Consider the following 22778-nt stretch of genomic DNA (forward strand, 5'->3'; position numbering starts at 1 on the left):
GCTATGGACCTACAACAACGAACGTCCCAATATGGGCATCGGCGGCGTAACGCCCGCACAGAAACTGAAAATGGCCGCGTGAATTCTACTGACGAGCCCCGTTAAAAACGGGGGGATTACCCCGGCTTTGGGATCGAGGCAAGCGTACAGCAAGGAGATAGTGCGGCTCCAGCGACTCCGTTTTAACCAGAACCGCTCCAGCGGCATCTCGTCAACGCGGTGCGTTACCAGGCATCAGGATTTGAGCTTGCGGTACAGTCACGCTGTCGAGCGCTTCGAGTGCAATCTTCATCAGTTCCTGCTCCAGCAACTGCGCCTGCTCGCTTTGTGTATCTGCAAAAGTGTCGCCGATCCGGATGAGAAGGTCTCCCCAGAGACCCTCCTGCAACGCCACTATCTTGTCCGCAATCCCAGCTTTGCCGAGCAGTTGATCAAGATCAAATATCGACCAGACCCCGGTTTCTTCATCACTGTCATCGAGCAGCGGGTCGATCAGTGCAAATTCGCAGTGCTCAATGTCGATGTCATAATATTGCCGTGCCAAACGGGCCCATGCCGACGGCAGGGTCGCGACTTCATTGCGCCATTGATCTAGCGCGTCTTTATGCATGCTGATGCAATAGATCATACTTATTATCCGCAACGCTTTCTTTTCAGCATCGTAATGCACCAGATCAAAAGCGTACGGTGCGTTCTTGGGCAATGCCGAAGTCGCAGTCGCAAGGATAACTTCACCCGGTGCAGATTTCCGGTCAACCGAACTGGCGACGCGATTAAGAATATCGCGTGTAATTGGCATCGCACGTGTCGGTGCCGTATCACCAGAAACCTTTGCCCGCGCCGATGCTTCTTCAATAAGTGCGAAGATTTTCTCACCCTCGTTCCAGATCGCCCACCGTAGAAGAACGTCACGAACGGCGCATTTCTGCCTGACCCGATCTTCAGCGTGGGCAATACTGTTAAACAGCCATGCCACGTTTTGCGACGCATGCAATTCTCGTCCGACATTACGGATCGGGATTTTGTGTTCTATCAAGTCAATATAGCCGACGACAGTTTCTGCAAACATAAGTCCTCCTTCCCCGAAGCGATGCAATCGCCGGAGCAAAATAGTGTGAAAAGTCGGCCGCGCTTGCCCTTGCAAGCAGCGTCAGATTTTGAAGACAGCAAAGACCGCGACGTTGCGCGCGAACGCACACGACCAGAGCGTCAAAAGGGAAATTGGGAGTTCGGGCGTTAAAGAGCGCCGATCGCGTTGAGAGCGGAAATTATTTCCGCTGTCGAGCCGCCATGCCGACGAGGAATTCAGGGCGCAGATCTTTTAATTGCGAACGAATAGCGATAATGCTCAGCATAGCTTGGCTCCTGTTGTTGGCAGGCTAAGTTAGTCTCCATTCTGGTGTTCCAGCACCGGAATGGAGACGTCTGATCAATCAGACAAGGTGACTATTGCAGGATCTCAAACGCGCTGCAAGGATCCAAAACGAAAAAAGATCCCAATCGAGCATTTTTATCTAAGTCCCGGATATCACCGGCTTTTTCCGTTTCACGAAAATAGTGAAAAAACGTAGTGGCCATCAGACTTTTGCGCTGTGATGAACACCTGAGGAAGCCTGAATGTGGAGCTTGAAAGTTATCCACAGGCTGGGCCGTAGAACCTGTTTCAGCAGCAGGCTGACCTGCACATGTGCCATGAAAAACGATGCCGCGACCACGGATGATCCCAACAATGGGCTGTTTGCTTGCACAGCCTTCAACGATCCCATGTCGCCGCCAATCTCGAGAAATCCGATTCATCCGCAAACGACGTTTCACGAAGTAATGGGGGGACAACAGACAAAAAGCACAAACTACGTTTGTAAAATCGACAGGTTGAATTCCCCTGTCGACAATCTAGCGCTGTTTTTGTCATCCAAGGATGCTACACTGTGGGTTGGCCCTACACTATCGCGCAACCAGTCCGAGGAGCGCGACGTAATCGGCGGCCTTGTGCGAGTTGGCAAAGGCTAAGCAGCTGCCGTCATAGTGCATGAGCGCGCTCAACATGGCCGAGAAGCCGGGCTGTGCAAATTGCCAAACGCGCAGGTGTAAACGCGTGCGATGACAGCTTTGGCAAGCCAGCTTGACGTTCGTATCAGAAGTATGTCGTTGGCATCTGTTTAAGCGCCGACCTTCGAGGCCCCAACCAAGACACCGTTCCGATGATGACCGCCGTCAGACTGGCTTTACGAAAGCGCGTAAGCCACCCAACGTATCTTTTGTCAGTGTGATGGGCGATTTTCCGTATGAATCATGCGGGGAGTCCTATGAATGACGATATGAATCATTCCCAGATATTTGAGATATTGACGGCGGAACCCGTGCGAAGCAGACGGCGGTCGCGTGACTGGTCGGATGACGAGAAGGTGCGGATTGTTGCCGCGTCATTGCAGCCCGGGGCCAACGTCTCGGCGATTGCACGGTCTGAAGGTCTGGATCCTTCGCAGCTTTATGGAAGGCGTCGTAAGGGGTTTGCATCTGGTGTTATTTCGCCAGTAACAGCGGGAACGGACAGCCTGTGTTGAGAGTGTACGCCAGCCCATTGACAACCTCGTGCCTACAACCAGCGTGCTTGGCGGCCAGATCAAAGGATCGATCAGTTCCCATTCTCCCGCCCATCAGATCACTCGGATAGCACAATTCAGCGCGCGTGTATTTCCCACGGTTCGACGCAAAGCGTTTTCCTGCGAGCCATTCGCAAACGCCGTTTACGGCTGAATCGGGAAAATTGCCTCGGATAACGCTTTTCTCGAGTTTTGAATCGGATGACTGCAAATTGTTGCGATTTGAAACGCATTGCCGACAAATCGAAAGGACGTGCCTGCACATTGTACGCCCCGACCGGCCTGCCAGTTCAAACGCGAGATTTCCGATTCAGCTGCAAACGGCGTTTTATCAAGTAATGGGGGGAGAACAGACAAAAAGAATAAACGCCGTTTGTGAAACGAACCAGTGAAATCAGGTGGCCGCAGCTTTGGAAGCCACCTTCATTGTTCCGGGTCGTCAGTACCTTCATGAGGCGTCAAATGCACTTTGCGTCGGAAATCCCAACGCCGCTTAGTGTATCTGACAATGAGATCATCAATGACATCCAATGAAGCATCTTTATCGAAGCCCTGATCTGCCAGCCCGTCAAGCAGCATATCAATCAGCTTCTCCACCCCATCCCGATTACCAGACTTCACCGCTTTGACAATCATAAAATGCAGCAACACCCGAGCAACATCGTCTCGTGTCGGTTTGCGCTCTGCTCTCAGACGAGCCCGATATTCTTTCTGCCGCTCACGCTGCTTGCGCAAGCGTTCTGCCTGCTGCTTGCTCGATGCCATTCCCCCTCCCAATTTCCTACTAATGATTAAAGCATGAGTTCAAAACCTGACGGCGCAAAGCGTTTTTCCTTCATCCTCGCCTGCCCACAAACGGCGTTTGTGCCTGAATCGAAAATCTCGGGTTCAGCAACGTTCGCCCGTAACTCTGCAACGCTCTTCCCAAGTTTTGAATCGGATTACTACAAATCAGACTAAATCTACGTGACTTGCCCGCGATCTCGATTGATGTGTCAACACGTCGTTTTGCCAGCCCCGCAATTCCAGATACAGTGCCGGAAATTCATTGCAACCTATATATCGCTCGAAGGCGGCCACCACATCCACAACGGAATTGACCAATTGGTTCATGAGCAGGGTTTTGCCTGCCATGAATTGGCAATTGCGAAAAATGATCCTGGAACATTGCGATTAAGGCACCCTGTGCAACCGGTTGAAGCAATCATTCCGAATATCGTACCCATCATCAAATCGGACCCGAGAGCAACGGCGAGTTACCCAGACGATATTGATGCCTTCGGCTATGCTCTGAACCATGCTTTCCATGAAACAACGAATGACTCCAACCCCATTTTCAGATCATATCGATAAAAATGCCGCCCCGTTTATGGCAGGGCGGCATGATTAAGTGCGAAATTATCTCAGACTATTCATAGAGATCGCATATTTGGGCGCAATTTCTATATCAATTAGAACTTCACGTTAAACGAAGCATTGAAGCCATTCTGGGTGGTTCCATTGCCGAACTGACCAACATAGCTCACACCCAAGGTCGAAGCTTTGGTAATAGCCACATCAAAGCCTGCTTCCAACAAAGCTGCATCTTTGGCGATTGGCACGCCCTGCACGGTGAATGCATTGCCTCCAATAAAGGCTTGCGTGGATTCCGGCGTGATATCGCCGTATGCATGCCGCCAACCAATGGTGCCGTTAAGATTAGCAGTGGTTGCACCAAGCTGGAACGGCGTAGATGCGCGCACGCCCAGAGTCGTGAATGTCGTATTGGTCGTTTCGCTTTCAACCGCAAGCACGGATGAACCACCCTTTTCGGTAAACCCGTCGGTGCGCAATCTTACATGCGACAGGTTCGCGAATGGCTCTTTGCTTAGTGCAAATACCGTTTAATGTGGAATGTTGAATTCGTGGATACCGGAAGAACGACAATTCTCGTGACAGGCGGAGCTGGCTATATCGGCTCGCACACTTGTGTTCAGCTGATTGAAGCTGGTTATGACGTCGTGATCGTTGATAATTTTGCCAACAGCCATCCGGAAGCCTTGCATCGCATAGAAAAAATCACCGGACGCGCACCACGCCGCGAAGCTGGCGATATTCGTGACCGCGCTTTTCTGGAACAGGTTATACGACAGAATAAATGCACCGCAGTTATTCACTTTGCGGGCCTCAAGGCGGTTGGTGAATCGACCGAAAAGCCCTTATTTTACTATGACTGCAATGTCGTGGGCACCTTGCGCCTGTTGCAGGCTATGGAAGCCACTGGCATCAAGACATTGGTGTTCAGCTCCTCGGCAACCGTATATGGCGAGCCGCAAAAATTGCCGATTGTCGAAAACGAGCTTCTCAATGCGACCAATCCTTATGGCCGTACTAAGCGGGTCATTGAAGACATCCTGCGCGACCTTTATAACAGCGACAATAGCTGGAAGATTGGCATTCTACGCTATTTCAACCCCGTCGGCGCACATGAAAGTGGCCTGATTGGGGAAGATCCCAAAGGGCTTACCAACAATCTTATGCCTATCATCGCGCAGGTCGCGACCGGACATCGCGAAAAGCTCAGCATATGGGGCAACGATTATCCTACCCCTGATGGTACCGGGATTCGGGACTATATTCATGTGGTCGATCTGGCGGCGGGCCATCTCAAGGCGCTTGAAAAACTTGATGAACCACAATGTTTTTCGGTCAATCTGGGTACCGGGCAAGGCCATAGTGTTCTGGAAGTCATTAAGGCATTCGAACATGCCTCAAATCGTGAAATCAAATATGCAATAGCCCCTCGCCGCCCGGGTGACATAGCCGCATACTATGCTGATCCAAGTTTCGCGCGTGATTTTCTCGGATGGTCGGCTGAAAAGAACCTGCGCGAGATGTGTCAGGATATGTGGAAATGGCAATCAAAGAATCCGAACGGGTATGAGTGAGCCCCTTTAAGATCGCATCCGCCGTCTCGGCTTCTCTTTTTCTTTTTTAAACCAAGGCGCAGGTTCTTTTGCCTCGACGTACGGCAGCAAGCGTAAGGGCTGCGGTTGCAGATGGCCCGTAATGACCGGATACACGGAGATTGCTTTTTTCATCACGGTCAAGCTGGCAATATTCGTATAACGTGTCTCTCCCTCCGTTCGACCCAGATGCCCGGTAATGTCTTCCATGATCGACATTTCTATCCCCTTCTGTTTCAGCGTGTTGCTGAAACCATGCCGCAAGGCATGGATTGCGCTACCCCAAAGCTGATCACCAAGCCCCGTTTCCGCTTTCAGCAAAGGGACAAAGCTCTTGTAGAAACGATCACCGGTATCGTTTTTGCGTCTTGGAGCGACCAATTCCGGAAATAAACATCTGTGTCCGAGTTCCTTCAAACGCTTTGCGTAGTCGATAAAACCCAGTCGGATAAGCTCATCTGGCACGGGGAGATCGCGGACTGATTGGAGGTTCTTCAGTCCTCGGAGCTCATTTTCCCGAATTTTGATGGACCAGATACCTTCATCCTTTGCGTAAACCACATCATCGACCATGAGGCCCGTAAATTCGGCGCGTCTTGCGCCCAGATATGCGTAAAGCATTGGCACATAATAAAGGGACGAATGATATACGGTCTGCCCGAACTCCCGCATTTCCTGCGATATGGGCCCGGCACAACCGGTGAACACCGGAATCTGGAAGATCGGTTCAACCTGCTCAGGGCCGGGTTTAGCAGTCAGCGCCCGAACGGATGCGAGGCTGCGTTTCTTCGGCTTGATCCCTTTGAACGTGAACGCCCGTAACATGAAACCTGACGCGACAAGATGGTTCAGGAACTGTTCGAGATTGCCGAGGTGGCGTCTGATGGTCCCGCTAGACAAACCAACCTTGGGTGCTGGCAGGTTGAGCTTTTGCGCGCGGATTACTTCCCGTTCTGTCGCCTCGCGCAATTGCACAGTTGTCATTGCCACGTAACGCGAACTGCTTCCCCATCTGGCAAGGATGTTATTGAAATGCTGGCGCAACGCCGCCAAGTGGGTCTGATTAATGGCACTGCTCGTGAGAACATTGTGCTCGCCCAGAATACCGCAGAAAATGCGAACGACTGTCTTGACGTCCTTTGCCGTGCCTTCGTTCCAGTTCTCACGGTTGTTGGCAATCAGAAGGTCGCACTGCTTCATGAATTGCTTCACTGGCAGGTCCTCCCCAGCAAGCCCCAGCATGTCAGATTCTGATGCAAGAACAGGATTTTCCACTACCGGCTGTGGCTGTGGCTGTGGCTGTGGCTGTGGCTGTGGCTGTGGCTGTGGCTGTGGAATGATATCCGGCACAGGTTCCACATTTACAACCGGAACAATTGGTGCTGGCCGGGCAGGTTCTGGTTCAGCCTGCTCGTCAGGATAATCAATGAGATAGCGATCATCGGTATCGAGAAGAACGTCTGCACGCGCTTTGAAATATTCAGCCTTGGCCTTCTCGAAATTAAGGATCGAATAAGACAGACCATGCTCTTGCATGAGAGCACGCATTTCGTCGACAAAACGCGAAGATTCTGCATCCTGGCGTTCAGCACGATAAGATATCGCGATGCCGTGATGGAGGCTCTGCGGTACCTTCGATTGCTCAAGAAAACGCCACCCCTGACAGCTTTCTTCTTCAAACAAGACACGACGGGTGCCAAATTTTTCCAGAAGCCTGTAAGCCCACCCGACTTCCAGATCGGCGGCCAGATTATCGATCTGATGGAAACCTGTCGGGGTGCGCTGGCCTGCAAATTGCAGGTTCTCCATATGATCATTCATCCGCGCGATTTCGGACTGAAACAATCGTTCGAGGGCTTCTTTCGACATCAATGCACTTCGCGGATTTTCTGCTATTTCAAACAGCATCAGATTAAGCTTGCGGGCCATACGACCCGCCTGCCGATGATCTGATTGTTTAAGGCTGAATGCAAGATGACGCGCGCCGATATGCTCACTCATCCGTGCTGGAAGACGCGGACGCCAGTAAAAAATATTTCCGCGCCGCTGAAGATTTTGGACCTGATGTCTGACTGCCATAAGAAGCTCGCCGTTTGGAGCCACGAGACAAACCGACCAAGGCGAATCGGCATGTGTCATAGCTCTGTGTCACAGTTTCGTGCACATTCGGCGAAATGGAGAAAAGCTTGAGGATTCCCACCGGGGAAAACATTAAGTAAAATCAATAAGTCATTGATTTTACGCATGATTCATGGCTGGGGCGCCTGGATTCGAACCAGGGAATGGCGGTACCAAAAACCGCTGCCTTACCGCTTGGCTACGCCCCAACAAATCAAACCGAAGCAATCGGTTGCGCGGCCTTATAGCCGCTTCGAAACCGGAGCGCAATCGCCTAATCACGAAATCCCGCGCAAGCTTACAGCCCCCGTGAAGTACGTTTTCAACACCAAAGCATGTCGCGCTTTATCCTATTCAAGTGCATGCTTCAAACTCCAGTTTTCACGCATGTCTTTATCCCGAAACCGGTTCCTACTTTCGGGAGACATGCTCCAGGACCCCTGGCCTTCACATAAAGCGAAGCCGTCGATTTGCGTCCCGCTTCAAAGCTGCTACTTCCTATGAAAACTGTGTTCTCGGTGTTCGCTATGCTGTTTCTGTTGATCTCATTTCTCGTGAGCGCCGCCTTGTGCGGCATCGGTCTCTACCTGCTGAACCGGCTCTTGCCCGAGCGATTTCTTGCGGCCCGCATGAGTTCGCGTTCCAACCATACCACGGTGGCCCGCCAAATCGGCGGGCTGGCGCTCATTCCCGCAATCATTGCGACGTTGCTGATCTTCGCCCCGGACCTGGAAGTCAACGCTCAACTGGCGCTCTGTCTTTCGGGAGCATCGCTATTGCTCTGGATCGTAGGAGGGCTGGATGACCGCTACGAGCTCTCGGAAATTGTCCGGCTGGGGTCGCAGTTCACCGCTGCCGGGGTCGTGGTTTACGGTTTGGGACCGGATTTCCGGCTGTTGCCGGAGCTTTTGCCGCACGGGCTGGAGGCTGCGCTCATCGTCATTGCGCTCATGGTAGCGATCAATGTGACCAACTTCATGGATGGTCTCGACCTGATGACCGCCGCGGGCATAGGGATTCCGCTGGCTGGCATCGGCATTCTGGCCGCCCTCGGTCTCGCCGGGCTGGAGAGCGGCGGCATCGCAATTATCGCGGCGGGCGGAATTCTGGGGTTCGCGCTGTTCAACCGCCCGCCAGCCACGATTTTTCTGGGTGATTCAGGAAGCCTGCCGCTTGGGTTGATTACAGGCACGGCGCTGATCCTGCTCGCGCGCGAAACCCATATTGTCGTCGCGCTGATCCTGCCGCTTTATTATATTCTCGACGCAGGCACGACCATCGTGATGCGGTTGAGCCAGGGCGAGAATATCTTGAAAGCGCATTCCAAGCATGCTTACCAGACAGCGAAGCGCTCAGGCTGGAGCGTGCTGAAGGTCGTCGGTCATGTGGCGCTGCTTAATCTGGTTCTCATCGCCTGCGCCGTTGCGTTGCTCGCTCTCGACAACACAATCACGCAGGTCGCCTTCCTGCTCGTGGTAGTCGTCGCGACGCTGGTTCTGCTGCTGGATTTCCGCGGACGCTTCAGGAAGCTATAACGTCGAACAGAACCTTCCGGACCGCATCGATATCGCCGCTTTCCATCGCAATGCGCAGTGCGGCAAGGCTGGCTGGAACATCCACGGCTGCCTTGTTGCCTTTCGGCGCGCGCATGATCTTTGGATGGCGCGTCGGCTGCGCCAATGACGGATCGTAGAAGAGTTCCTCGTACATCTTCTCGCCTTCGCGAATTCCCGTCACCTCGATGGCAATATCGCCATGCGGGTTCTCTTCATTACGAACGGTCAGCCCTGCCAGCAGGATCATGTTCTCTGCCAGATCGCGAATCCTGACCGGTTCGCCCATCTCAAGCAGTACCGTGTCGCCGGATGCGGCGATGCCACCGGACTGCACGATTAGCTCGGCAGCCTCCTTGATCGACATGAAATAGCGGGTCATGTCGTCATGGGTCAGGGTAATCGGACCGCCACTGGCAATCTGCTCGCGGAAAAGCGGAACAACCGAACCGTTCGATCCGAGCACATTGCCAAAACGGACGGAATAGAACGCCTTCTTCTTTCCCGACTGCTCGGCGAGCATACCGCAATAGTATACGACCAGTTCGGCCCAGCGCTTGGTTGCGCCCATCACATTGGTTGGCCGCACTGCCTTGTCGGACGAGATGAGGACCATGCGTTCGACGTCGGTCTCAAGAGCCGCCTGGGCCACTTCCAGCGTGCCGAAAACATTGTTGAAGATGCCGACCAACGGGTTCTTTTCGACAAGCGGCACGTGCTTGTAGGCCGCGCAGTGATAGACCGTATCGACATTGTGGTCGCGAATGGCCTTCTCGACGCATTCGCGGCTGCTCACCGTACCGAGAATCGGCACGATCTCGCAACCGGCTATCTGTCTCAGTTGCCTGTCGATGTTGTAAAGCGCGAACTCGCTTGATTCGAAAAGGACGATGGAGGCGGGGTTCCATTGCGCAATGGTGCGGCAAAGCTGGCTGCCGATCGATCCGCCGGCCCCCGTCACCATGATGCGCCTCCCCTCGACCACTTCACGCAACAGGGCCGCGTCCGGCGGCACCGGCGAGCGTCCGAGCAGGTCGTCGATTTCAACATTGCGCAGCGAGCTAACCAGATACTTGCCTGCCGTCAGATCGGCAATCGGCGGAAGAATGCGCGTATTGACTGGGAGGCGCCCAAGAAGCCGCGCAAAATCCTGACGCTGCTTCTGTTCCAGCCCCGGTTCCGATACGACCACCTGCTTGATGCCGTAGTTTTCGATCAGGGCGGGAATGTCTTCCACACCGTAGACACGCAGTCCCACGATATCCATGCCATTGAGCTGGCCATTAGGATCGACAAAGCCGACAACCAGTGTGTCGCTATGGCTGCGAAGCGCGGTTGCGAGCTGGCGGGCGGGTTCGCCCACGCCAATGATCAATGCGGAACTCGTATAACGTTTGTCGGATTCAGCGCTTCGCAAAAGCCACTTCGCACCGAACCGGCTGGTCGAGATGAAAACAGTGCTCAAAAGCCAATAGAGCAGCGGAACCGAGCGCGGCAGGCCCGCGCTGCCGTAGAGTTCCATGAGGAACACCAGCGCAACCCAGAACAGCGAGGCAATGGCCGTGGCCTGAAAAATCGGCCAGATCGCACGTTCCGCCAGATAGCGGATAATGGCGCGGTAGAGGCCGAAGCGAATGAAAACCGGGATTGCCAGAACGGGCGCGATGAAAATCAGGAACGTTTGTCCCTCGTTCGGCACGAAAACGAAGCCGAGCCGGATGACGAACGCGATATAGGCACTTAGCAACAGCAGAGCGCAGTCGCTCAGCATCAGAATGATCTGTTTGCTGGCGCGGGGCAAAAGCGCCAGTCTCTGCCATGGATATTTCAAACTCATACGCGTGTAATCCCGCTCTCCACGGAGAGAAATACCGGAACGATTCCAGCGCCATAAGGCTATTCATACTACTATTGGGGACTAAAATTTAGTCAATCCCTTCGCGGCTTGCCGCACGTCGTAGCTTCGAAGCATTCAAATTTCTCGCCACCGTTATCATGAGTCCTCCGGCAGGACTATATCAATTGCCGTTTCAGGCGCTTAACAAACATCTTTGGCCAAATTGGGGCCATGTTCCGTCTCGCGGGTTTCTGCATGTCCTGGTCCCAACCCGGTCGCCGCTTTCGGGAGGCCGCCAGAGCGGATGCGCTCACACAGGTTCGCGCTTTCGCTCCATCGCTTTGATTTACCGCATTTGTACGACGCCAGATAATTCCGGCTGACAGCAAAATGCCCTAGGCAATTATCGTACCGCTGCGAATGCTTCGCCAGTTCGTGCCATCCGAATAGGCCATTCCCGCGCCGGAAGGGCGTTCGTTACAAAGACCAGCGCACCAGCGCCAGTGCTCCGGCAGAGGGCAACGCCGCGGCCGCATAGGACGCGGGACAGATCGGACAGTCAACACTAAGCTTCGTCTGCGGCCAGACCGAGCCGATGGCAACATTGCCTGTGGCGTGATCGATCTTGATCGCCTCTCGCCATTGTCCTGCATCGCTGCTCATCTTCACACCGAATCGTTGCTGCCATTCAGCCCCATTTCGGCAAAACCGGCCCAATTGGTCTGATACAGAAGGCTTGCGGTATCGCTAACCGCCTGCTTGTTCACCTTCACCTGATGGCCTGCACCGGCATTGTTGGATAAGCCGGTATCCGACGAGATCGCAAGCCGGTTGACCGCATCGGCAGTGGCATGAACACCCAGCATCGACAGGGACACGTTTTCCGGAACCGATGAAACCCCTTCCAGAGAGGGCCATCAAAAACCATCAGGTGCGCTTCGTCCTCGACATAAGCCTGCCAGCCGATAGCAGGCCTCACGAATAACCATCCGCCATAAATGAAAGATGCTATTGCACCGCCTTTTCCTGCCCATGCCCCGGCAGCAGCCGCAGCCAGGAGATAGCCATCTCCACTGACAGGTGTTCCAGCGCTTCGGCTCGATTCCGCGACTTGACGCTCAGATGCTCGACGGCATCGAGTTGCCGCCATGCCTCATTATGAGGTGACATGTTTGTGCACCTGACTGGGCAGAATATAGGGCATTTTCAGATTTGGGGTTTGGTCCATGAACAGCTCCTCGCAATGGATAATGCGAAGAGCCTAGTTCGTCTGCCCGAAAAGAGGATAAGTCCGGATCAGCTTCCGCGATAGGTGGAATAGGACCACGGGCTGACAAGCAGCGGCACATGGTAGTTTCCATCAACATCGGCGATTGCGAAGCGGATCGGAATTAGGTCAAGAAACGGCGGATTGGCTTGTTCTGCACCGCGTCCCTCAAAATATTCGGCAACATGGAACTGCAACTCGTAAGTGCCGGTGCGCAATTCATCACCGGAAAGCAGAGGCGCGTCCGTGCGTCCGTCGAGATTGGTCACCGTCCGCTTGATGAGTTCAGAAGCGCCGTTTGTGGCAATACGATAAAGCTCGATTCGCATCGCCGCCGCTGGACTGCCGTGGGCAGTGTCGAGAACATGTGTGGAAAGTTTACCCATAATATCCCTCGATAAAGCTCAGGCAGGTTTCGTCGTTTCAATGCGGTAGGCGGCATTGGAGAAGAAAAACTCCTCCAGATTGTCTTCCTTGCCTGCCCGGTCGACAATCAGAAAATCGGATTTCTGCTCAAGCGCCAGTAGCGGGTGGTGCCACACATTGCGCAGATAATTGACGCCCTGATCACCGCGCGCAAGGAAAACACGCGGACGTGCAGGCTTGCCTCCGTCATCCTCGGCGACGATCACAAGGAACGGCCTGCCGTTCAATGGAACGAATGCCTGCGAGCCGAAAGGATGACGTTCCATCATGACGATGTCGATTGGCGCTTCAAACGATTGTCCGCGGAAAATATTGACAAGAACCCTTGCTTCGGTACCAGTAGCTTCGACACGCGCGAGATCGTGGTATCGCTCGGTCGTTCCGTTGTTGATCAGACGAAGCTCAGCTCCTTCTGTCTCGATGACATCACCAAATGGCGCAAAAGCGTCTTTTGTCAGCGGCTCGACCACCAGAGTTTCGACGTGCAAATCATCCTCCCCGTAAAAGCAGATTTCTTCTAACGACAAAGCTTGTTGAAGAGGTCTCTGTCAATTGCGAAGCAGTTTCAACCGAAACAAGAAAAAGCCGGGCCAACGACCCGGCTTTCAACATGCAGAACCGATAAAAATTCAGCGCTTCAAAAGTGACATCACCGCAGGGACACCGCATGCGGCAAGTGCGAGTTTCACGAGATCGCCAACGATAAAGACGCCGAACCCGAAGGCAATCGCCTTTTCCAGACCGAAAAGATAAGCCATCCAGCCTGCACCCATCAAAAGAATGACCGCTTCTGCGAGTAGCATTGCACCGCCGAGAGCGAGAGGGTTACGCGCCAGTCCCTTGTCGGCAGCACGTCCGACGATCCAGGCAGCGGCAAGGTAGGAGAGCAGATAGCCACCTGTCGGACCAACCATATAGGCAAGACCGATGCCCTTCTCCGGCGTTCCGGTGAAAACCGGCATGCCAAGCGCACCTTCGAGCAGATAAAGAGCGACAGTCGCCACGGCGAGCCGCGAACCGTAAAGCGCTGAAATTGCAAAGAGAGCAAAGGTCTGCATCGTCACATTGACATATACCAGATCGACTTTGATCTTGGCAGAAATGGTGAGAACAGCCGTTCCGATCAGCGCAAGCCCGACAAACCAGAAAGCACGGGCCAGTTGTCTTGTCGGCAGATATTCTGCTGCGAGAGAGGCGGTGGCGACGCGAGATTTTGCTCTATGAGGCATATCCAACTCCACTTTTGACGCGGCGACAGACACCAAGATCTGAAATTCTCGGGAACCTGTCCGCTGACGCGATTGTCAGCCCGCGTGACCGTTCACGTTTGCAACCCGACTATATAAGGCCTATGCCGTTTCATCAATCAAACCAAAGAAGAATGGAAGCCGCTTCAATGGCGCTTGTTTTCGACAGCAGTTTCACGCCCCAATATGGGAAGCCGGTTGAACTGAGTAAAGGCATCTTGCGCCTCACCGTCAATAATCCGAGCGCTTTCACCTTTCACGGCACCAACAGCTATCTTATCGGCACAGATACGCTGGCGATCATCGATCCCGGCCCTGAAGATGAGGCGCATTACAACGCCTTGATCGCAGCTATTGCCGGTCGTCCGGTCAGCCATATCTTCGTCAGCCACACCCATCGCGATCATTCACCTTTGGCCCAGCGTCTGAAGGAAAGCCTTGGCGCTCGCACCGTTGCCGAGGGATCGCATCGCCCTGCCCGCCCCTATTATGCGGGCGAAACAAACATGCTTGAGGCAAGCGCCGATACGGAGTTCGTTCCGGATATTGCACTGACCGACGGAAGCACGATCGAAGGTGATGGCTGGGCTCTGGAAGGAATTCATACTCCCGGACATGCCGCCAATCACATGGCGTTCGGCCTGAAAGGAACCGGCATTCTTTTCTCCGCAGACCATGTCATGGCCTGGGCGACGTCCATCGTCGCACCGCCGGACGGCTCGATGAATGACTACATGGTCTCGCTCGAAAAACTGCTGACACGCGACGACAAGGTCTATCTGCCGGGGCATGGCGGCGCCGTGACCAAGCCTGCCGCCTTCGTTCGTGGCCTGCGTGCCCATCGCAAGATGCGTGAACGTGCCATTTTAGAGCGTGTTCTACAGGGGGACCGGACAATCGGCGACATGGTGACAGTGATTTATCGCGAGACTGATCCGCGATTGCACGGTGCGGCAGCGCTGTCCGTGCTCGCACATCTGGAAGATCTGGTCGGGCGTGGGGAAGTCACGACAGATGGCCATCCGTCGCTGGGTAGCATCTATCTTCCCGGCTGATTATTCCACGTCGGCTGGAGCCTTGTTGACCTCGCCTTCCAGCGCCCCCAGAAAATCGGTAATGAAACCGGCATTCTGCCCCATATCGCGCTTGCCATAGCGTGACAGCGAGCGCACATCGACATAGGTAGTTTCGCCTTCGTCGAGCAGGCGGATGACGATATCGCTTTTCAGACCCAGTATGAAACTATGCGCGGTCACGGCAAATCGCGTCGCGTTCTGTTCCGGCGAAGACACATTGCGCGCGATCTCCTGCCACCCGAAAGTCCTCAGAACCGTCTCGACCCCCTGCGCAACGCGGTCCGGTGCGGCTTCATAGCGGCGTCCGACCACATCGGGATAGGCGGTCAACTGGGTCAGCGCATCGCCACTCACGGCCACGGTCAGCGGATTCATCCATTGCAGGCGTGGTGGCATATTGGACGGGAATTGCGGCGGCGTCTCGAAATCCGTGGATATGTCGTAGAGGGGTGGAGAGAGATACCACAGTGCCGTGACCAGTCCGACTGGAAGCAGCACGGCAAAAGCGAATATGCCGCCCCAGAAGGAGCGTGCGCCACCCTTGTCGCCATTGACCCAGAGATTGCGAAAACCTTTAGCCGAGCACAGAAGGGCCAGAGCGGCAAGACCAGTGCTCAATCCGGCAAGCAGCACCAAATCCGGTGTCTCCAGTGTCCAGAAGCGATGCAGAAGAAACGCCATCGCAAGCAGCACGAGCGCAAAAACACCAAGCCGAAGCGCCCATACTGCAGAGCGCGACTGACGCCGCTGGTAGCGAAGTTTTCTCATGCAGTCTCCGAGAACATTTCCAGCTTATACTGAATCATTGGAGCCGCTCTGTCTCTCTGTTTTCACACAGTATGAATAGCAGAGAGATTTTCGATCGGCAAAACTTCGGCGTAGAAATTCAAATGCCCCACCTGGCTTGGACATGGCGGGGCACTTTTCCTGGCGATGTCATTGAGAGCAGCTCCGGTCAAAACTGAGTTGCCGGAACCGCCCGAACTATTTGTTTCGTCGCATTGTCCCACGCAAAACCGCTTCGCACTTTTGCTGGAAATGCTCTAGTAACGCGCATCTTTCGGCTTCTTCATGTTGGGCCAGTCCTTCACCTTGCCTGCGAAGTCGGGACGCGGCATGTGGGTGAAATATTCCGACACATCAATGGCTTCCTGATCGGTCAGCACACAGCCTTGCCCGATGGGCAGATTGTAGTTCTGGGCTGGCGGCATCGCATATTTGACGAACTGCGCCGCCTTGTAAGTCCGGGCCAGTCCGGCTCCGATGTTGAAGCTTTCATCCCCCCAGAGCGGCGGGAAGATATAGTCACCGGCCTGGTCCTTCATGCCTTCGCCACCCGCGCCATGACAGGTCGAGCATTGTGCGGCATAGATTCTGGCGCCATTGACTGGATCGGGAACAAGGCTTTCATCGATGGGACCGGCATTGCGGATCGCCACTTTGGTGCCCTTTTTCACATCCTGCCGCAGCCAGTCCATATAGGCGACCATCGCCTTCATGTCGGCCCCCTCAGGCGGTAGCGGTTTGCCGTTCATCGAACGCTGGAAGCAGCCATTGATGCGCATCACCAGATCGACTTCCTTGCCTGCACGGGGCATGACGGCGGGATAGAAGTTGCTGCTGTTGATATAGGAAGCGACATTATCCATCTTGCCCTGCCCCATGTGGCAGGAGTTGCAGTTGAGGCCATTGCCGACATTGTCGGGCAGAAGCCGCGCGGTTTCGTTGAGCAACCGCTTGCCATGCATGATTTCAGGCGCGTTCGGTTGCTTGAGAATGTCACGGTCCGGCGGGATGACATAGGTTCCGACCTGATTTTTATCCTTGTCCAGAACCGCATAGGCTTTGGGAGCCGGGGCATCCAGCGAAGGCCGCAGGTGATTGAAGAGGAATGCGCCGCCCGTTACTGCCACGGCAAAACTGGCACCAAGAACGACAATCGTACTGGTTTTCATTGCTTGTTCTCCGGAACGTAATGGACGGGCTTGTGAGCGATTTCACGCCGCATACGCGCGATATCCTGCTCCGTTATGGCAGCGCCGTGGTTGCCCCAGCCGTTGCGAATGAAGTTCAGGATTTCGGCGACCTGCCAGTTTGGAAGATTGGCAAAGCCCGGCATGGTGAAAGCCATCTTGTCCGCTGGCGTGTCAGGCGTCCTGCCCCCGGTCAAAGTGACCTGAATGAGCGAGCTTGGATCATCGGCAAAGACAATCGAATTGCCAGCAAGCGCCGGATAGATGCGCGGTGCACCCTTGCCGTCCATACGATGGCAGACCGAACATTGCTCGACATAGGACAGAGCGCCCGGTGCACTGAAATCTCCCACCTTGAGGGCCGCCGTCGTCACATCTTCCTTCTGTTGCCATTCACGTTCGCGTCCTTCGCTTGGTGGCAGCGACTTCAAATAACGGGCAATTGCGCGCAAATCATCTTCCGCAAGATATTGGGTCGAATGCTGCACGACATCGGCCATCGAGCCGAACGCCGCTGTGCGATCGGTACGCCCGGTCTTGAGGAAGGTGACGATCTCGTCTTCAGCCCATGTCGAAAGACCGGTATCCTGATCGCGCAGGTTTTTCGCATACCAGCCTTCCAGAACCGAACCGGACAGGAACTTGCCCTTCGGATCGTTCTTCACCGCTTTTTCTTCATAGGCGAGACCACGTGGCGTATGGCACGCGCCGCAATGACCGAGCCCCTCGACCAGATAAGCGCCGCGTGCGATCACCGGATCGGTGTCGGCTGCAATCTCAAACGAACGCGAATTTCGAAAGAAAAGCTGCCAGTAGGCGAGCGGCCAGCGCATATTGGTCGGCCACGGCAAAGTGCTGGGCTGGTTATCCTGTTGTACCGGCTCCACCTTCGACATGAAGAACGCTTAAAGCGCCTTCATGTCCTCGTCATTCACGACCGTATAGGAAACAAAGGGCATTGCCGGATAAAGATGGACATTATCCTGACGCACCCCCTGCCGTACGGCGCGCTCGAAGTCGGCATAGCTGTAGCCACCGATACCGGTTTTGCTGTCTGGCGTGATGTTCGTGGAATAAATCGTGCCAAGCGGCGTCTGCATGCCAAGCCCGCCCGCAAACGCCTTGCCTCCCGGAGCCGTATGGCACGCAGCGCAGTCTCCCGCATGGGCGACATACTCGCCTTTTTCGATCAAAGCCTTGTCGGTGACATCGACGGCGGCTTCGTGTTTCGCCGTCAGCCAATGGGGTGTTGAAAGCGCAAAGAGCCAAGCTGCGGCTTGCGCACCCGCGCCGCCGACCGCCGCTTTCCAGATCAGTTTCATGTGCCCTCCGACACCAATTCCCTTGTGATGAGGAGAACGTCGAAGATTCGGGATGAAAGAGCATTGACCGCGATCAAAACCTGTCGGGGGAATATTTAGCGATCTACAAAAGCAATAGCTAATGCACGTTTGGCGTGCTTGATAGATTAGGCAAATCGCATTAGGGGCAGCACCCTCCAGGGGCGCAATTCAATCTGATTACGGCAGATTGGCGCTCCAATTGTTTGTTCAGCACGCATCTGATCCGAAAACCGTTTTGCACTTTTCGGGATGCGTTCTTAGCCTGCAAAGATCACCAGCTTTAAGAATAAGTGAGAAAAAGCTAGGTAAATCAAATAAAAAGGCATTGCAGCAACCGCTAACAGAAGGCATGATTGTGTATGTGGGGCTTATATTGCAATCGTCGGAGAGGACGGAATGGATCGCGCCCTTCAAAATGGCAACCAGTCATCGGACGGCACAACCGCAGAGGATGCGATGACGCTTGAAGCCGTCGAACTGGAGTTTGCGCTTGGAGCCATCGACGTCCTGATCGAAGGTTTTGATTCCGCGCTCGCCAAGGCCGCAGAACGCGTTGGCGGCGAAGTTCTGTTCAATATGCCTGCTCTCGACACCAGCGAAGCACAACGCATAGGTGCAATTGCCATTGCGGGGCAACCGGAAGATCAGGTTATCTTCGTCACATTGCGCAACGACGGCACGACATTGTCCGTTGAACCGCCCACGGGCGAAAATGCCGTTTTTGAAAGCCTTGGCCGCAACTACGCCGCCGTCATGAAAAGTCTTTCCCCGAAGGAGAAAGTCAACGGCGCCTGAACGGGGTTATTTCGGCGCTACAGGCTTTGGAACGTCCGCGTGAAGGTTGTGCGGTGCGACCGGATTGAGCGTCATGGTCGTCTCGACCTCCTTGAGACGCACAAATTTCATCCCCTTCGCTTTCAGGGCCAGCACGCCTTTGACTACGCCCTCACCCGCCGAACGCGACGGCTGGTTGATATGCGAAATGATGACGTCACCATCCCGGGCGGCGGCGATGCGGCGCTCGACCGCAGGCGCCATCAGGGAGGCACCCTGATCGCCATTCAATGAATAACCGCCGATCTTGTAGCCCATGCTTGCCGCCAGCTTGACGGCATCGGTCGAATAACGGGCAGTCGCATCGCGATACCAGACGGGCTTCGACATTCCTGCATCCGTGATTGCCGTCGCACCGGCGTCGATCTCCAGATGGACCGCCTCGAGCGAGCCCGCCGTCTTGATCCCGTACATCCTCGGCTCATTGGTGATGGCCGGAATATGCATCGCACCATGATTTTCGATATCGAAAAGATCGGCATTGGCTTTCAGAACCGCCACGGCGGCAGGGTTCTGTTTTATCCATCGGCCTGTCACGAAGATCGTTGCCGGAATCCGGTTCTGAACCAGCATGTCGAGTATACGGTGGTCGGTCTTGCCCATGCAGGCATCAAGGGTCAACGCCACCTGCGGTGACGCGGCACCGCCGCGCGCAATATGCAATTGCGGTTCGACAATCCTGATCGTGTCCTGGCGGGCCTTGTTCTGCGCGCGCTCCTGCGGCGAGATATCATAGGCGCTGGCCGTGCTGGTCGCGATGAGGATGGCGGCTCCAGCCGCGGCGATACAACGAAACATGATTACGTTTTCTAAAAATTGCTTGGCCACCGGGGCATTACTCCGGCAGCTAAGCCAAATTGTGGCGTCCTGTCAAACCTTGCGCACAGCCGACTGCGCAGCCGCAAGACGGGCAATCGGCACCCGGAACGGCGAACAGGAAACATAGTCGAGACCTGTCTTTTCGCAGAAGGCGATCGACGCCGGATCACCACCATGCTCGCCGCAGATGCCGAGCTTCAGTTTTTCGCGGGTCTTACGTCCGCGTTCAGCGGCGATTTCCACCAGTTCACCAACGCCTTCGAGATCGAGCGACACGAACGGGTCCTGTTCGATCACACCACGCTGCTGATAGGAGGTCAGGAACGACGACGCATCGTCGCGTGAAATGCCGAATGTCGTTTGCGTCAAATCATTGGTGCCAAACGAGAAGAACTCAGCCGTTTCGGCGATTTCGGCAGCGCGCAAAGCCGCACGCGGCAGTTCGATCATCGTGCCGACCATATAGTCGATTTTGACGCCCGCCTCTGCCATGACTTCCTTGGCAACTGCATCGATGCGCGCCTTGACGAAATCGAGTTCGGCTTTCAGACCAACCAGAGGCACCATCACTTCCGGCACCACGTGCTCGCCGGTTTTTTTGCCTGCTTCGACGGCAGCTTCAAAAATCGCCCGGGCCTGCATTTCCGCGATTTCCGGATAGGATACAGCCAGACGGCAGCCGCGATGGCCCAGCATCGGGTTGAATTCATGCAGGGCATCCGCGCGTTCGCGCAGCTTTGTCGCATCGACACCCATCGACCGGGCAACCTCTGCGACTTCCTCGTCCGTATGCGGCAGGAACTCGTGCAATGGCGGATCAAGCAGACGGATCGTAACCGGGAGCCCCTTCATGATCTCGAAAAGTTCGACGAAATCCGAACGCTGCATCGGCAAAAGCTTTGCGAGAGCCGTGCGGCGGCCTTCTTCATTGTCGGAAAGGATCATTTCGCGCATGGCGACAATGCGGCTTCCATCGAAGAACATGTGTTCAGTCCGGCAGAGGCCTATGCCTTCCGCACCAAACGAACGCGCCGTGCGGGCATCCGCCGGGGTTTCTGCATTGGCGCGAACCTTCATCCGGCGGGTCCGGTCAGCCCATTCCATCAGCCTGCCGAAATCGCCGGAAAGCTCGGGCTGCAACATGGCGACAGCGCCTTTCAGGACCTGCCCGGTGCCACCATCGACGGTGACGACATCGCCCTTCTTGAAAGTCTGGCCTGCTGCTAGCATGACGCCATTGCGATAGTCAACGCGAAGCGACCCCGCACCGGAAACGCATGGCTTGCCCATGCCGCGTGCGACGACAGCTGCGTGACTGGTCATGCCGCCGCGCGTCGTCAGAATGCCTTCTGCCGCGTGCATGCCGTGAATATCTTCCGGGCTGGTCTCGATGCGAACGAGAATGACCTTACGGCCCTCCGACTTTGCCTGTTCGGCTTCTTCCGAAGAGAAGACGATTTCGCCTGTTGCAGCGCCCGGCGACGCCGGGAGGCCCTGACCAATGATCTGGCGCTCCGCACGCGGGTCAATGGTCGGGTGCAGAAGCTGGTCAAGCGCTGCCGGATCGACGCGCAGAACCGCTTCTTCCTCGGAAATGAGGCCTTCGCCTGCCATTTCGACGGCCATCTTCAACGCTGCCTTTGCAGTGCGCTTGCCCGAACGGGTTTGGAGCATCCACAATTTGCCGCGTTCGATAGTGAATTCGAGGTCCTGCATGTCGCGATAATGCTGTTCCAGCCGGTTAGCGACCTTGAGGAATTCAGCGAAGGCTTCCGGCATTACCTTTTCGAGCGACGGCTTGTCGGAACCGGCCGCAATGCGCGCTTCTTCCGTGATGTTCTGCGGCGTGCGAATACCGGCAACGACATCTTCACCCTGCGCATTGACGAGGAACTCACCATAAAGTCTCTTCTCGCCTGTCGAAGGATTGCGTGTGAAGGCAACGCCAGTCGCAGAGGTTTCACCCATATTGCCGAACACCATCGCCTGCACATTAACCGCCGTGCCCCAGGCCGCCGGGATATTGTGCAAACGACGATAGGTGATGGCGCGCGCATTCATCCAGCTTGAGAAAACGGCGCCTATAGCGCCCCAGAGCTGTTCGCGTGGGTCTTGCGGGAAAGGCTGGCCGAGTTCTTCCTCGACCTTAGCCTTGTAAGAGGCGATGACCCCCTTCCAGTCTTCGGCCGTCAGCGCCGTATCGACCTCAATGCCGAGATCGGCCTTCTTGTCTTCGAGAATTTCTTCAAAGAAGCCATGATCAACACCCAGCACGACATCCGAATACATCTGGATGAAGCGACGGTAGCTGTCATAAGCAAAACGCTCGTCACCCGCTTCGCGGGCGATAGCCTGCACCGTCTCGTCGTTGAGCCCTAGATTGAGCACCGTATCCATCATGCCCGGCATAGAAGCACGGGCGCCAGAACGCACCGACACCAGAAGCGGCTTTTCGGCATCGCCGAAATTACGCCCCGTCACTTTCGCAATATGGGCCAGAGCCGCCTGAACCTGATCATTGAGCTCGGATGGATAAGACCGGTCGTGATCGTAATAATAGGTGCAGACTTCGGTCGTGATGGTAAAGCCTGGAGGTACCGGAAGACCAAGGCTGCTCATTTCAGCCAGGTTTGCTCCCTTGCCACCGAGAAGATTGCGGTCGCTTGCCGCGCCTTCTGCCTTGCCGTCGCCGAACGTGTACACCCACTTCGCCATCATGGCCTCCTTACTGCAGGAT

The 22778-nt window shown here is 55.1% G+C and carries 18 protein-coding genes, 1 tRNA gene and 2 pseudogenes; 5 read left to right on the forward strand and 16 right to left on the reverse strand.

All coding sequences use genetic code 11. From position 1 onward, the window contains the following. Nucleotides 1-211: 211 nt before the first annotated feature. Complete coding sequence (locus tag ACS5UA_RS20805; protein ID WP_443101739.1) at nucleotides 212-1069, reverse strand: hypothetical protein; 858 nt, start codon at nucleotides 1067-1069, stop codon at nucleotides 212-214. A gap of 1249 nt (nucleotides 1070-2318) precedes the next feature. Between ACS5UA_RS20805 and ACS5UA_RS20810 the strand changes: the two genes are divergently transcribed. Then, nucleotides 2319-2564, forward strand: a complete 246-nt coding sequence (locus ACS5UA_RS20810; RefSeq protein WP_443101762.1) for a transposase — start codon at nucleotides 2319-2321, stop codon at nucleotides 2562-2564. A gap of 462 nt (nucleotides 2565-3026) precedes the next feature. Here the strand turns inward: ACS5UA_RS20810 and ACS5UA_RS20815 are convergent, their stop codons facing one another. Further along, the gene (locus tag ACS5UA_RS20815) at nucleotides 3027-3368 is read right to left on the reverse strand and encodes a hypothetical protein (RefSeq protein WP_443101740.1); all 342 of its coding nucleotides are present in this window, start codon (nucleotides 3366-3368) and stop codon (nucleotides 3027-3029) included. A 686-nt stretch (nucleotides 3369-4054) separates the two neighbouring features. Next, nucleotides 4055-4453, reverse strand: a pseudogene (locus ACS5UA_RS20820) (autotransporter outer membrane beta-barrel domain-containing protein); the annotation flags it as partial. Nucleotides 4454-4507: 54 nt separating this feature from the next. Between ACS5UA_RS20820 and galE the strand changes: the two are divergent. Next, nucleotides 4508-5530: a UDP-glucose 4-epimerase GalE gene (gene galE / locus ACS5UA_RS20825; protein WP_443101741.1), complete on the forward strand. Its 1023-nt coding sequence runs from the start codon at nucleotides 4508-4510 to the stop codon at nucleotides 5528-5530. A gap of 6 nt (nucleotides 5531-5536) precedes the next feature. Here galE and ACS5UA_RS20830 read toward each other — a convergent pair whose 3' ends face one another. Both ACS5UA_RS20830 and ACS5UA_RS20835 read right to left on the reverse strand, forming a co-directional pair. Next, nucleotides 5537-7627 (reverse strand): DUF6538 domain-containing protein, encoded by a 2091-nt coding sequence (locus ACS5UA_RS20830; RefSeq protein WP_443101742.1) that lies wholly within the window; start codon nucleotides 7625-7627, stop codon nucleotides 5537-5539. Nucleotides 7628-7800: 173 nt separating this feature from the next. Then, nucleotides 7801-7875, reverse strand: a tRNA-Gln gene (locus tag ACS5UA_RS20835). Between the two features lie 318 nt (nucleotides 7876-8193). Here ACS5UA_RS20835 and ACS5UA_RS20840 point away from each other — a divergent pair. Then, a complete protein-coding gene (locus ACS5UA_RS20840; protein WP_443101743.1) occupies nucleotides 8194-9201 on the forward strand; it encodes an MraY family glycosyltransferase in 1008 nt (335 codons plus the stop codon). On the opposite strand, the gene ACS5UA_RS20845 is transcribed toward ACS5UA_RS20840, so the two are convergent. The 5 genes and pseudogenes from ACS5UA_RS20845 to ACS5UA_RS20865 form a co-directional block, all read right to left on the reverse strand. Beyond that, a complete protein-coding gene (locus ACS5UA_RS20845; protein ID WP_443101744.1) occupies nucleotides 9188-11056 on the reverse strand; it encodes a polysaccharide biosynthesis protein in 1869 nt (622 codons plus the stop codon). The genes ACS5UA_RS20840 and ACS5UA_RS20845 overlap by 14 nt on opposite strands. 395 nt (nucleotides 11057-11451) lie before the next feature. Then, nucleotides 11452-12284 (reverse strand): annotated as a pseudogene (locus ACS5UA_RS20850) (DUF2793 domain-containing protein). Nucleotides 12285-12352: 68 nt separating this feature from the next. Further along, the gene (gene uraH, locus ACS5UA_RS20855; RefSeq protein WP_151662765.1) at nucleotides 12353-12709 is read right to left on the reverse strand and encodes a hydroxyisourate hydrolase; all 357 of its coding nucleotides are present in this window, start codon (nucleotides 12707-12709) and stop codon (nucleotides 12353-12355) included. Between the two features lie 18 nt (nucleotides 12710-12727). Further along, nucleotides 12728-13237: an ureidoglycolate lyase gene (locus tag ACS5UA_RS20860; protein ID WP_151662764.1), complete on the reverse strand. Its 510-nt coding sequence runs from the start codon at nucleotides 13235-13237 to the stop codon at nucleotides 12728-12730. Nucleotides 13238-13378: 141 nt separating this feature from the next. After that, the gene (locus ACS5UA_RS20865; protein ID WP_443101745.1) at nucleotides 13379-13978 is read right to left on the reverse strand and encodes a biotin transporter BioY; all 600 of its coding nucleotides are present in this window, start codon (nucleotides 13976-13978) and stop codon (nucleotides 13379-13381) included. Between the two features lie 167 nt (nucleotides 13979-14145). Here ACS5UA_RS20865 and ACS5UA_RS20870 point away from each other — a divergent pair, with 167 nt between their 5' ends. Beyond that, nucleotides 14146-15051 carry an MBL fold metallo-hydrolase gene (locus ACS5UA_RS20870; protein ID WP_443101746.1) on the forward strand — a complete coding sequence of 302 codons (906 nt, stop codon included), beginning with the start codon at nucleotides 14146-14148 and terminating at the stop codon, nucleotides 15049-15051. On the opposite strand, the gene ACS5UA_RS20875 is transcribed toward ACS5UA_RS20870, so the two are convergent. From ACS5UA_RS20875 to ACS5UA_RS20890, 4 genes are all read right to left on the reverse strand, one after another. Continuing rightward, nucleotides 15052-15840 (reverse strand): DUF1499 domain-containing protein, encoded by a 789-nt coding sequence (locus ACS5UA_RS20875; RefSeq protein ID WP_094513438.1) that lies wholly within the window; start codon nucleotides 15838-15840, stop codon nucleotides 15052-15054. A 275-nt stretch (nucleotides 15841-16115) separates the two neighbouring features. Next, nucleotides 16116-17027 (reverse strand): c-type cytochrome, encoded by a 912-nt coding sequence (locus ACS5UA_RS20880; protein ID WP_443101747.1) that lies wholly within the window; start codon nucleotides 17025-17027, stop codon nucleotides 16116-16118. Next, nucleotides 17024-17941: a c-type cytochrome gene (locus ACS5UA_RS20885; protein WP_443101748.1), complete on the reverse strand. Its 918-nt coding sequence runs from the start codon at nucleotides 17939-17941 to the stop codon at nucleotides 17024-17026. Before ACS5UA_RS20885 ends, ACS5UA_RS20880 begins: the two co-directional genes overlap by 4 nt. A 9-nt stretch (nucleotides 17942-17950) precedes the next feature. Beyond that, nucleotides 17951-18367 (reverse strand): hypothetical protein, encoded by a 417-nt coding sequence (locus ACS5UA_RS20890; RefSeq protein WP_443101749.1) that lies wholly within the window; start codon nucleotides 18365-18367, stop codon nucleotides 17951-17953. Between the two features lie 417 nt (nucleotides 18368-18784). On the opposite strand from ACS5UA_RS20890, the gene ACS5UA_RS20895 reads away from it, so the two are divergent. Further along, nucleotides 18785-19183 (forward strand): hypothetical protein, encoded by a 399-nt coding sequence (locus tag ACS5UA_RS20895; RefSeq protein WP_094513442.1) that lies wholly within the window; start codon nucleotides 18785-18787, stop codon nucleotides 19181-19183. 6 nt (nucleotides 19184-19189) lie between these two features. Here ACS5UA_RS20895 and ACS5UA_RS20900 read toward each other — a convergent pair whose 3' ends face one another. Together ACS5UA_RS20900 and ppdK are read right to left on the reverse strand one after the other, a co-directional pair. Further along, entirely contained in the window at nucleotides 19190-20020 is an 831-nt protein-coding gene (locus ACS5UA_RS20900; protein ID WP_443101750.1) for a polysaccharide deacetylase family protein, read from the reverse strand. A gap of 72 nt (nucleotides 20021-20092) precedes the next feature. Further along, a complete protein-coding gene (ppdK, locus tag ACS5UA_RS20905; protein WP_443101751.1) occupies nucleotides 20093-22756 on the reverse strand; it encodes a pyruvate, phosphate dikinase in 2664 nt (887 codons plus the stop codon). Between the last annotated feature and the right edge of the window lie 22 nt (nucleotides 22757-22778).

Source organism: Brucella sp. RRSP16 (assembly GCF_052246815.1).
Lineage (GTDB): Bacteria > Pseudomonadota > Alphaproteobacteria > Rhizobiales > Rhizobiaceae > Brucella > Brucella intermedia.

Excerpts from the sequence above, each read along its gene's own strand:
- ACS5UA_RS20805 (WP_443101739.1), bottom strand. The coding sequence starts at position 1,069 with ATGTTTGCAGAAACTGTCGTCGGCTATATTGACTTGATAGAACACAAA.
- ACS5UA_RS20810 (WP_443101762.1), top strand. The coding sequence starts at position 2,319 with ATGAATCATTCCCAGATATTTGAGATATTGACGGCGGAACCCGTGCGA.
- ACS5UA_RS20815 (WP_443101740.1), bottom strand. The coding sequence starts at position 3,368 with ATGGCATCGAGCAAGCAGCAGGCAGAACGCTTGCGCAAGCAGCGTGAG.
- ACS5UA_RS20830 (WP_443101742.1), bottom strand. The coding sequence starts at position 7,627 with ATGGCAGTCAGACATCAGGTCCAAAATCTTCAGCGGCGCGGAAATATT.
- ACS5UA_RS20840 (WP_443101743.1), top strand. The coding sequence starts at position 8,194 with ATGCTGTTTCTGTTGATCTCATTTCTCGTGAGCGCCGCCTTGTGCGGC.
- ACS5UA_RS20845 (WP_443101744.1), bottom strand. The coding sequence starts at position 11,056 with ATGAGTTTGAAATATCCATGGCAGAGACTGGCGCTTTTGCCCCGCGCC.
- uraH (WP_151662765.1), bottom strand. The coding sequence starts at position 12,709 with ATGGGTAAACTTTCCACACATGTTCTCGACACTGCCCACGGCAGTCCA.
- ACS5UA_RS20865 (WP_443101745.1), bottom strand. The coding sequence starts at position 13,978 with ATGCCTCATAGAGCAAAATCTCGCGTCGCCACCGCCTCTCTCGCAGCA.
- ACS5UA_RS20870 (WP_443101746.1), top strand. The coding sequence starts at position 14,146 with ATGGCGCTTGTTTTCGACAGCAGTTTCACGCCCCAATATGGGAAGCCG.
- ACS5UA_RS20875 (WP_094513438.1), bottom strand. The coding sequence starts at position 15,840 with ATGAGAAAACTTCGCTACCAGCGGCGTCAGTCGCGCTCTGCAGTATGG.
- ACS5UA_RS20880 (WP_443101747.1), bottom strand. The coding sequence starts at position 17,027 with ATGAAAACCAGTACGATTGTCGTTCTTGGTGCCAGTTTTGCCGTGGCA.
- ACS5UA_RS20885 (WP_443101748.1), bottom strand. The coding sequence starts at position 17,941 with ATGTCGAAGGTGGAGCCGGTACAACAGGATAACCAGCCCAGCACTTTG.
- ACS5UA_RS20890 (WP_443101749.1), bottom strand. The coding sequence starts at position 18,367 with ATGAAACTGATCTGGAAAGCGGCGGTCGGCGGCGCGGGTGCGCAAGCC.
- ACS5UA_RS20895 (WP_094513442.1), top strand. The coding sequence starts at position 18,785 with ATGGATCGCGCCCTTCAAAATGGCAACCAGTCATCGGACGGCACAACC.
- ACS5UA_RS20900 (WP_443101750.1), bottom strand. The coding sequence starts at position 20,020 with ATGTTTCGTTGTATCGCCGCGGCTGGAGCCGCCATCCTCATCGCGACC.
- ppdK (WP_443101751.1), bottom strand. The coding sequence starts at position 22,756 with ATGGCGAAGTGGGTGTACACGTTCGGCGACGGCAAGGCAGAAGGCGCG.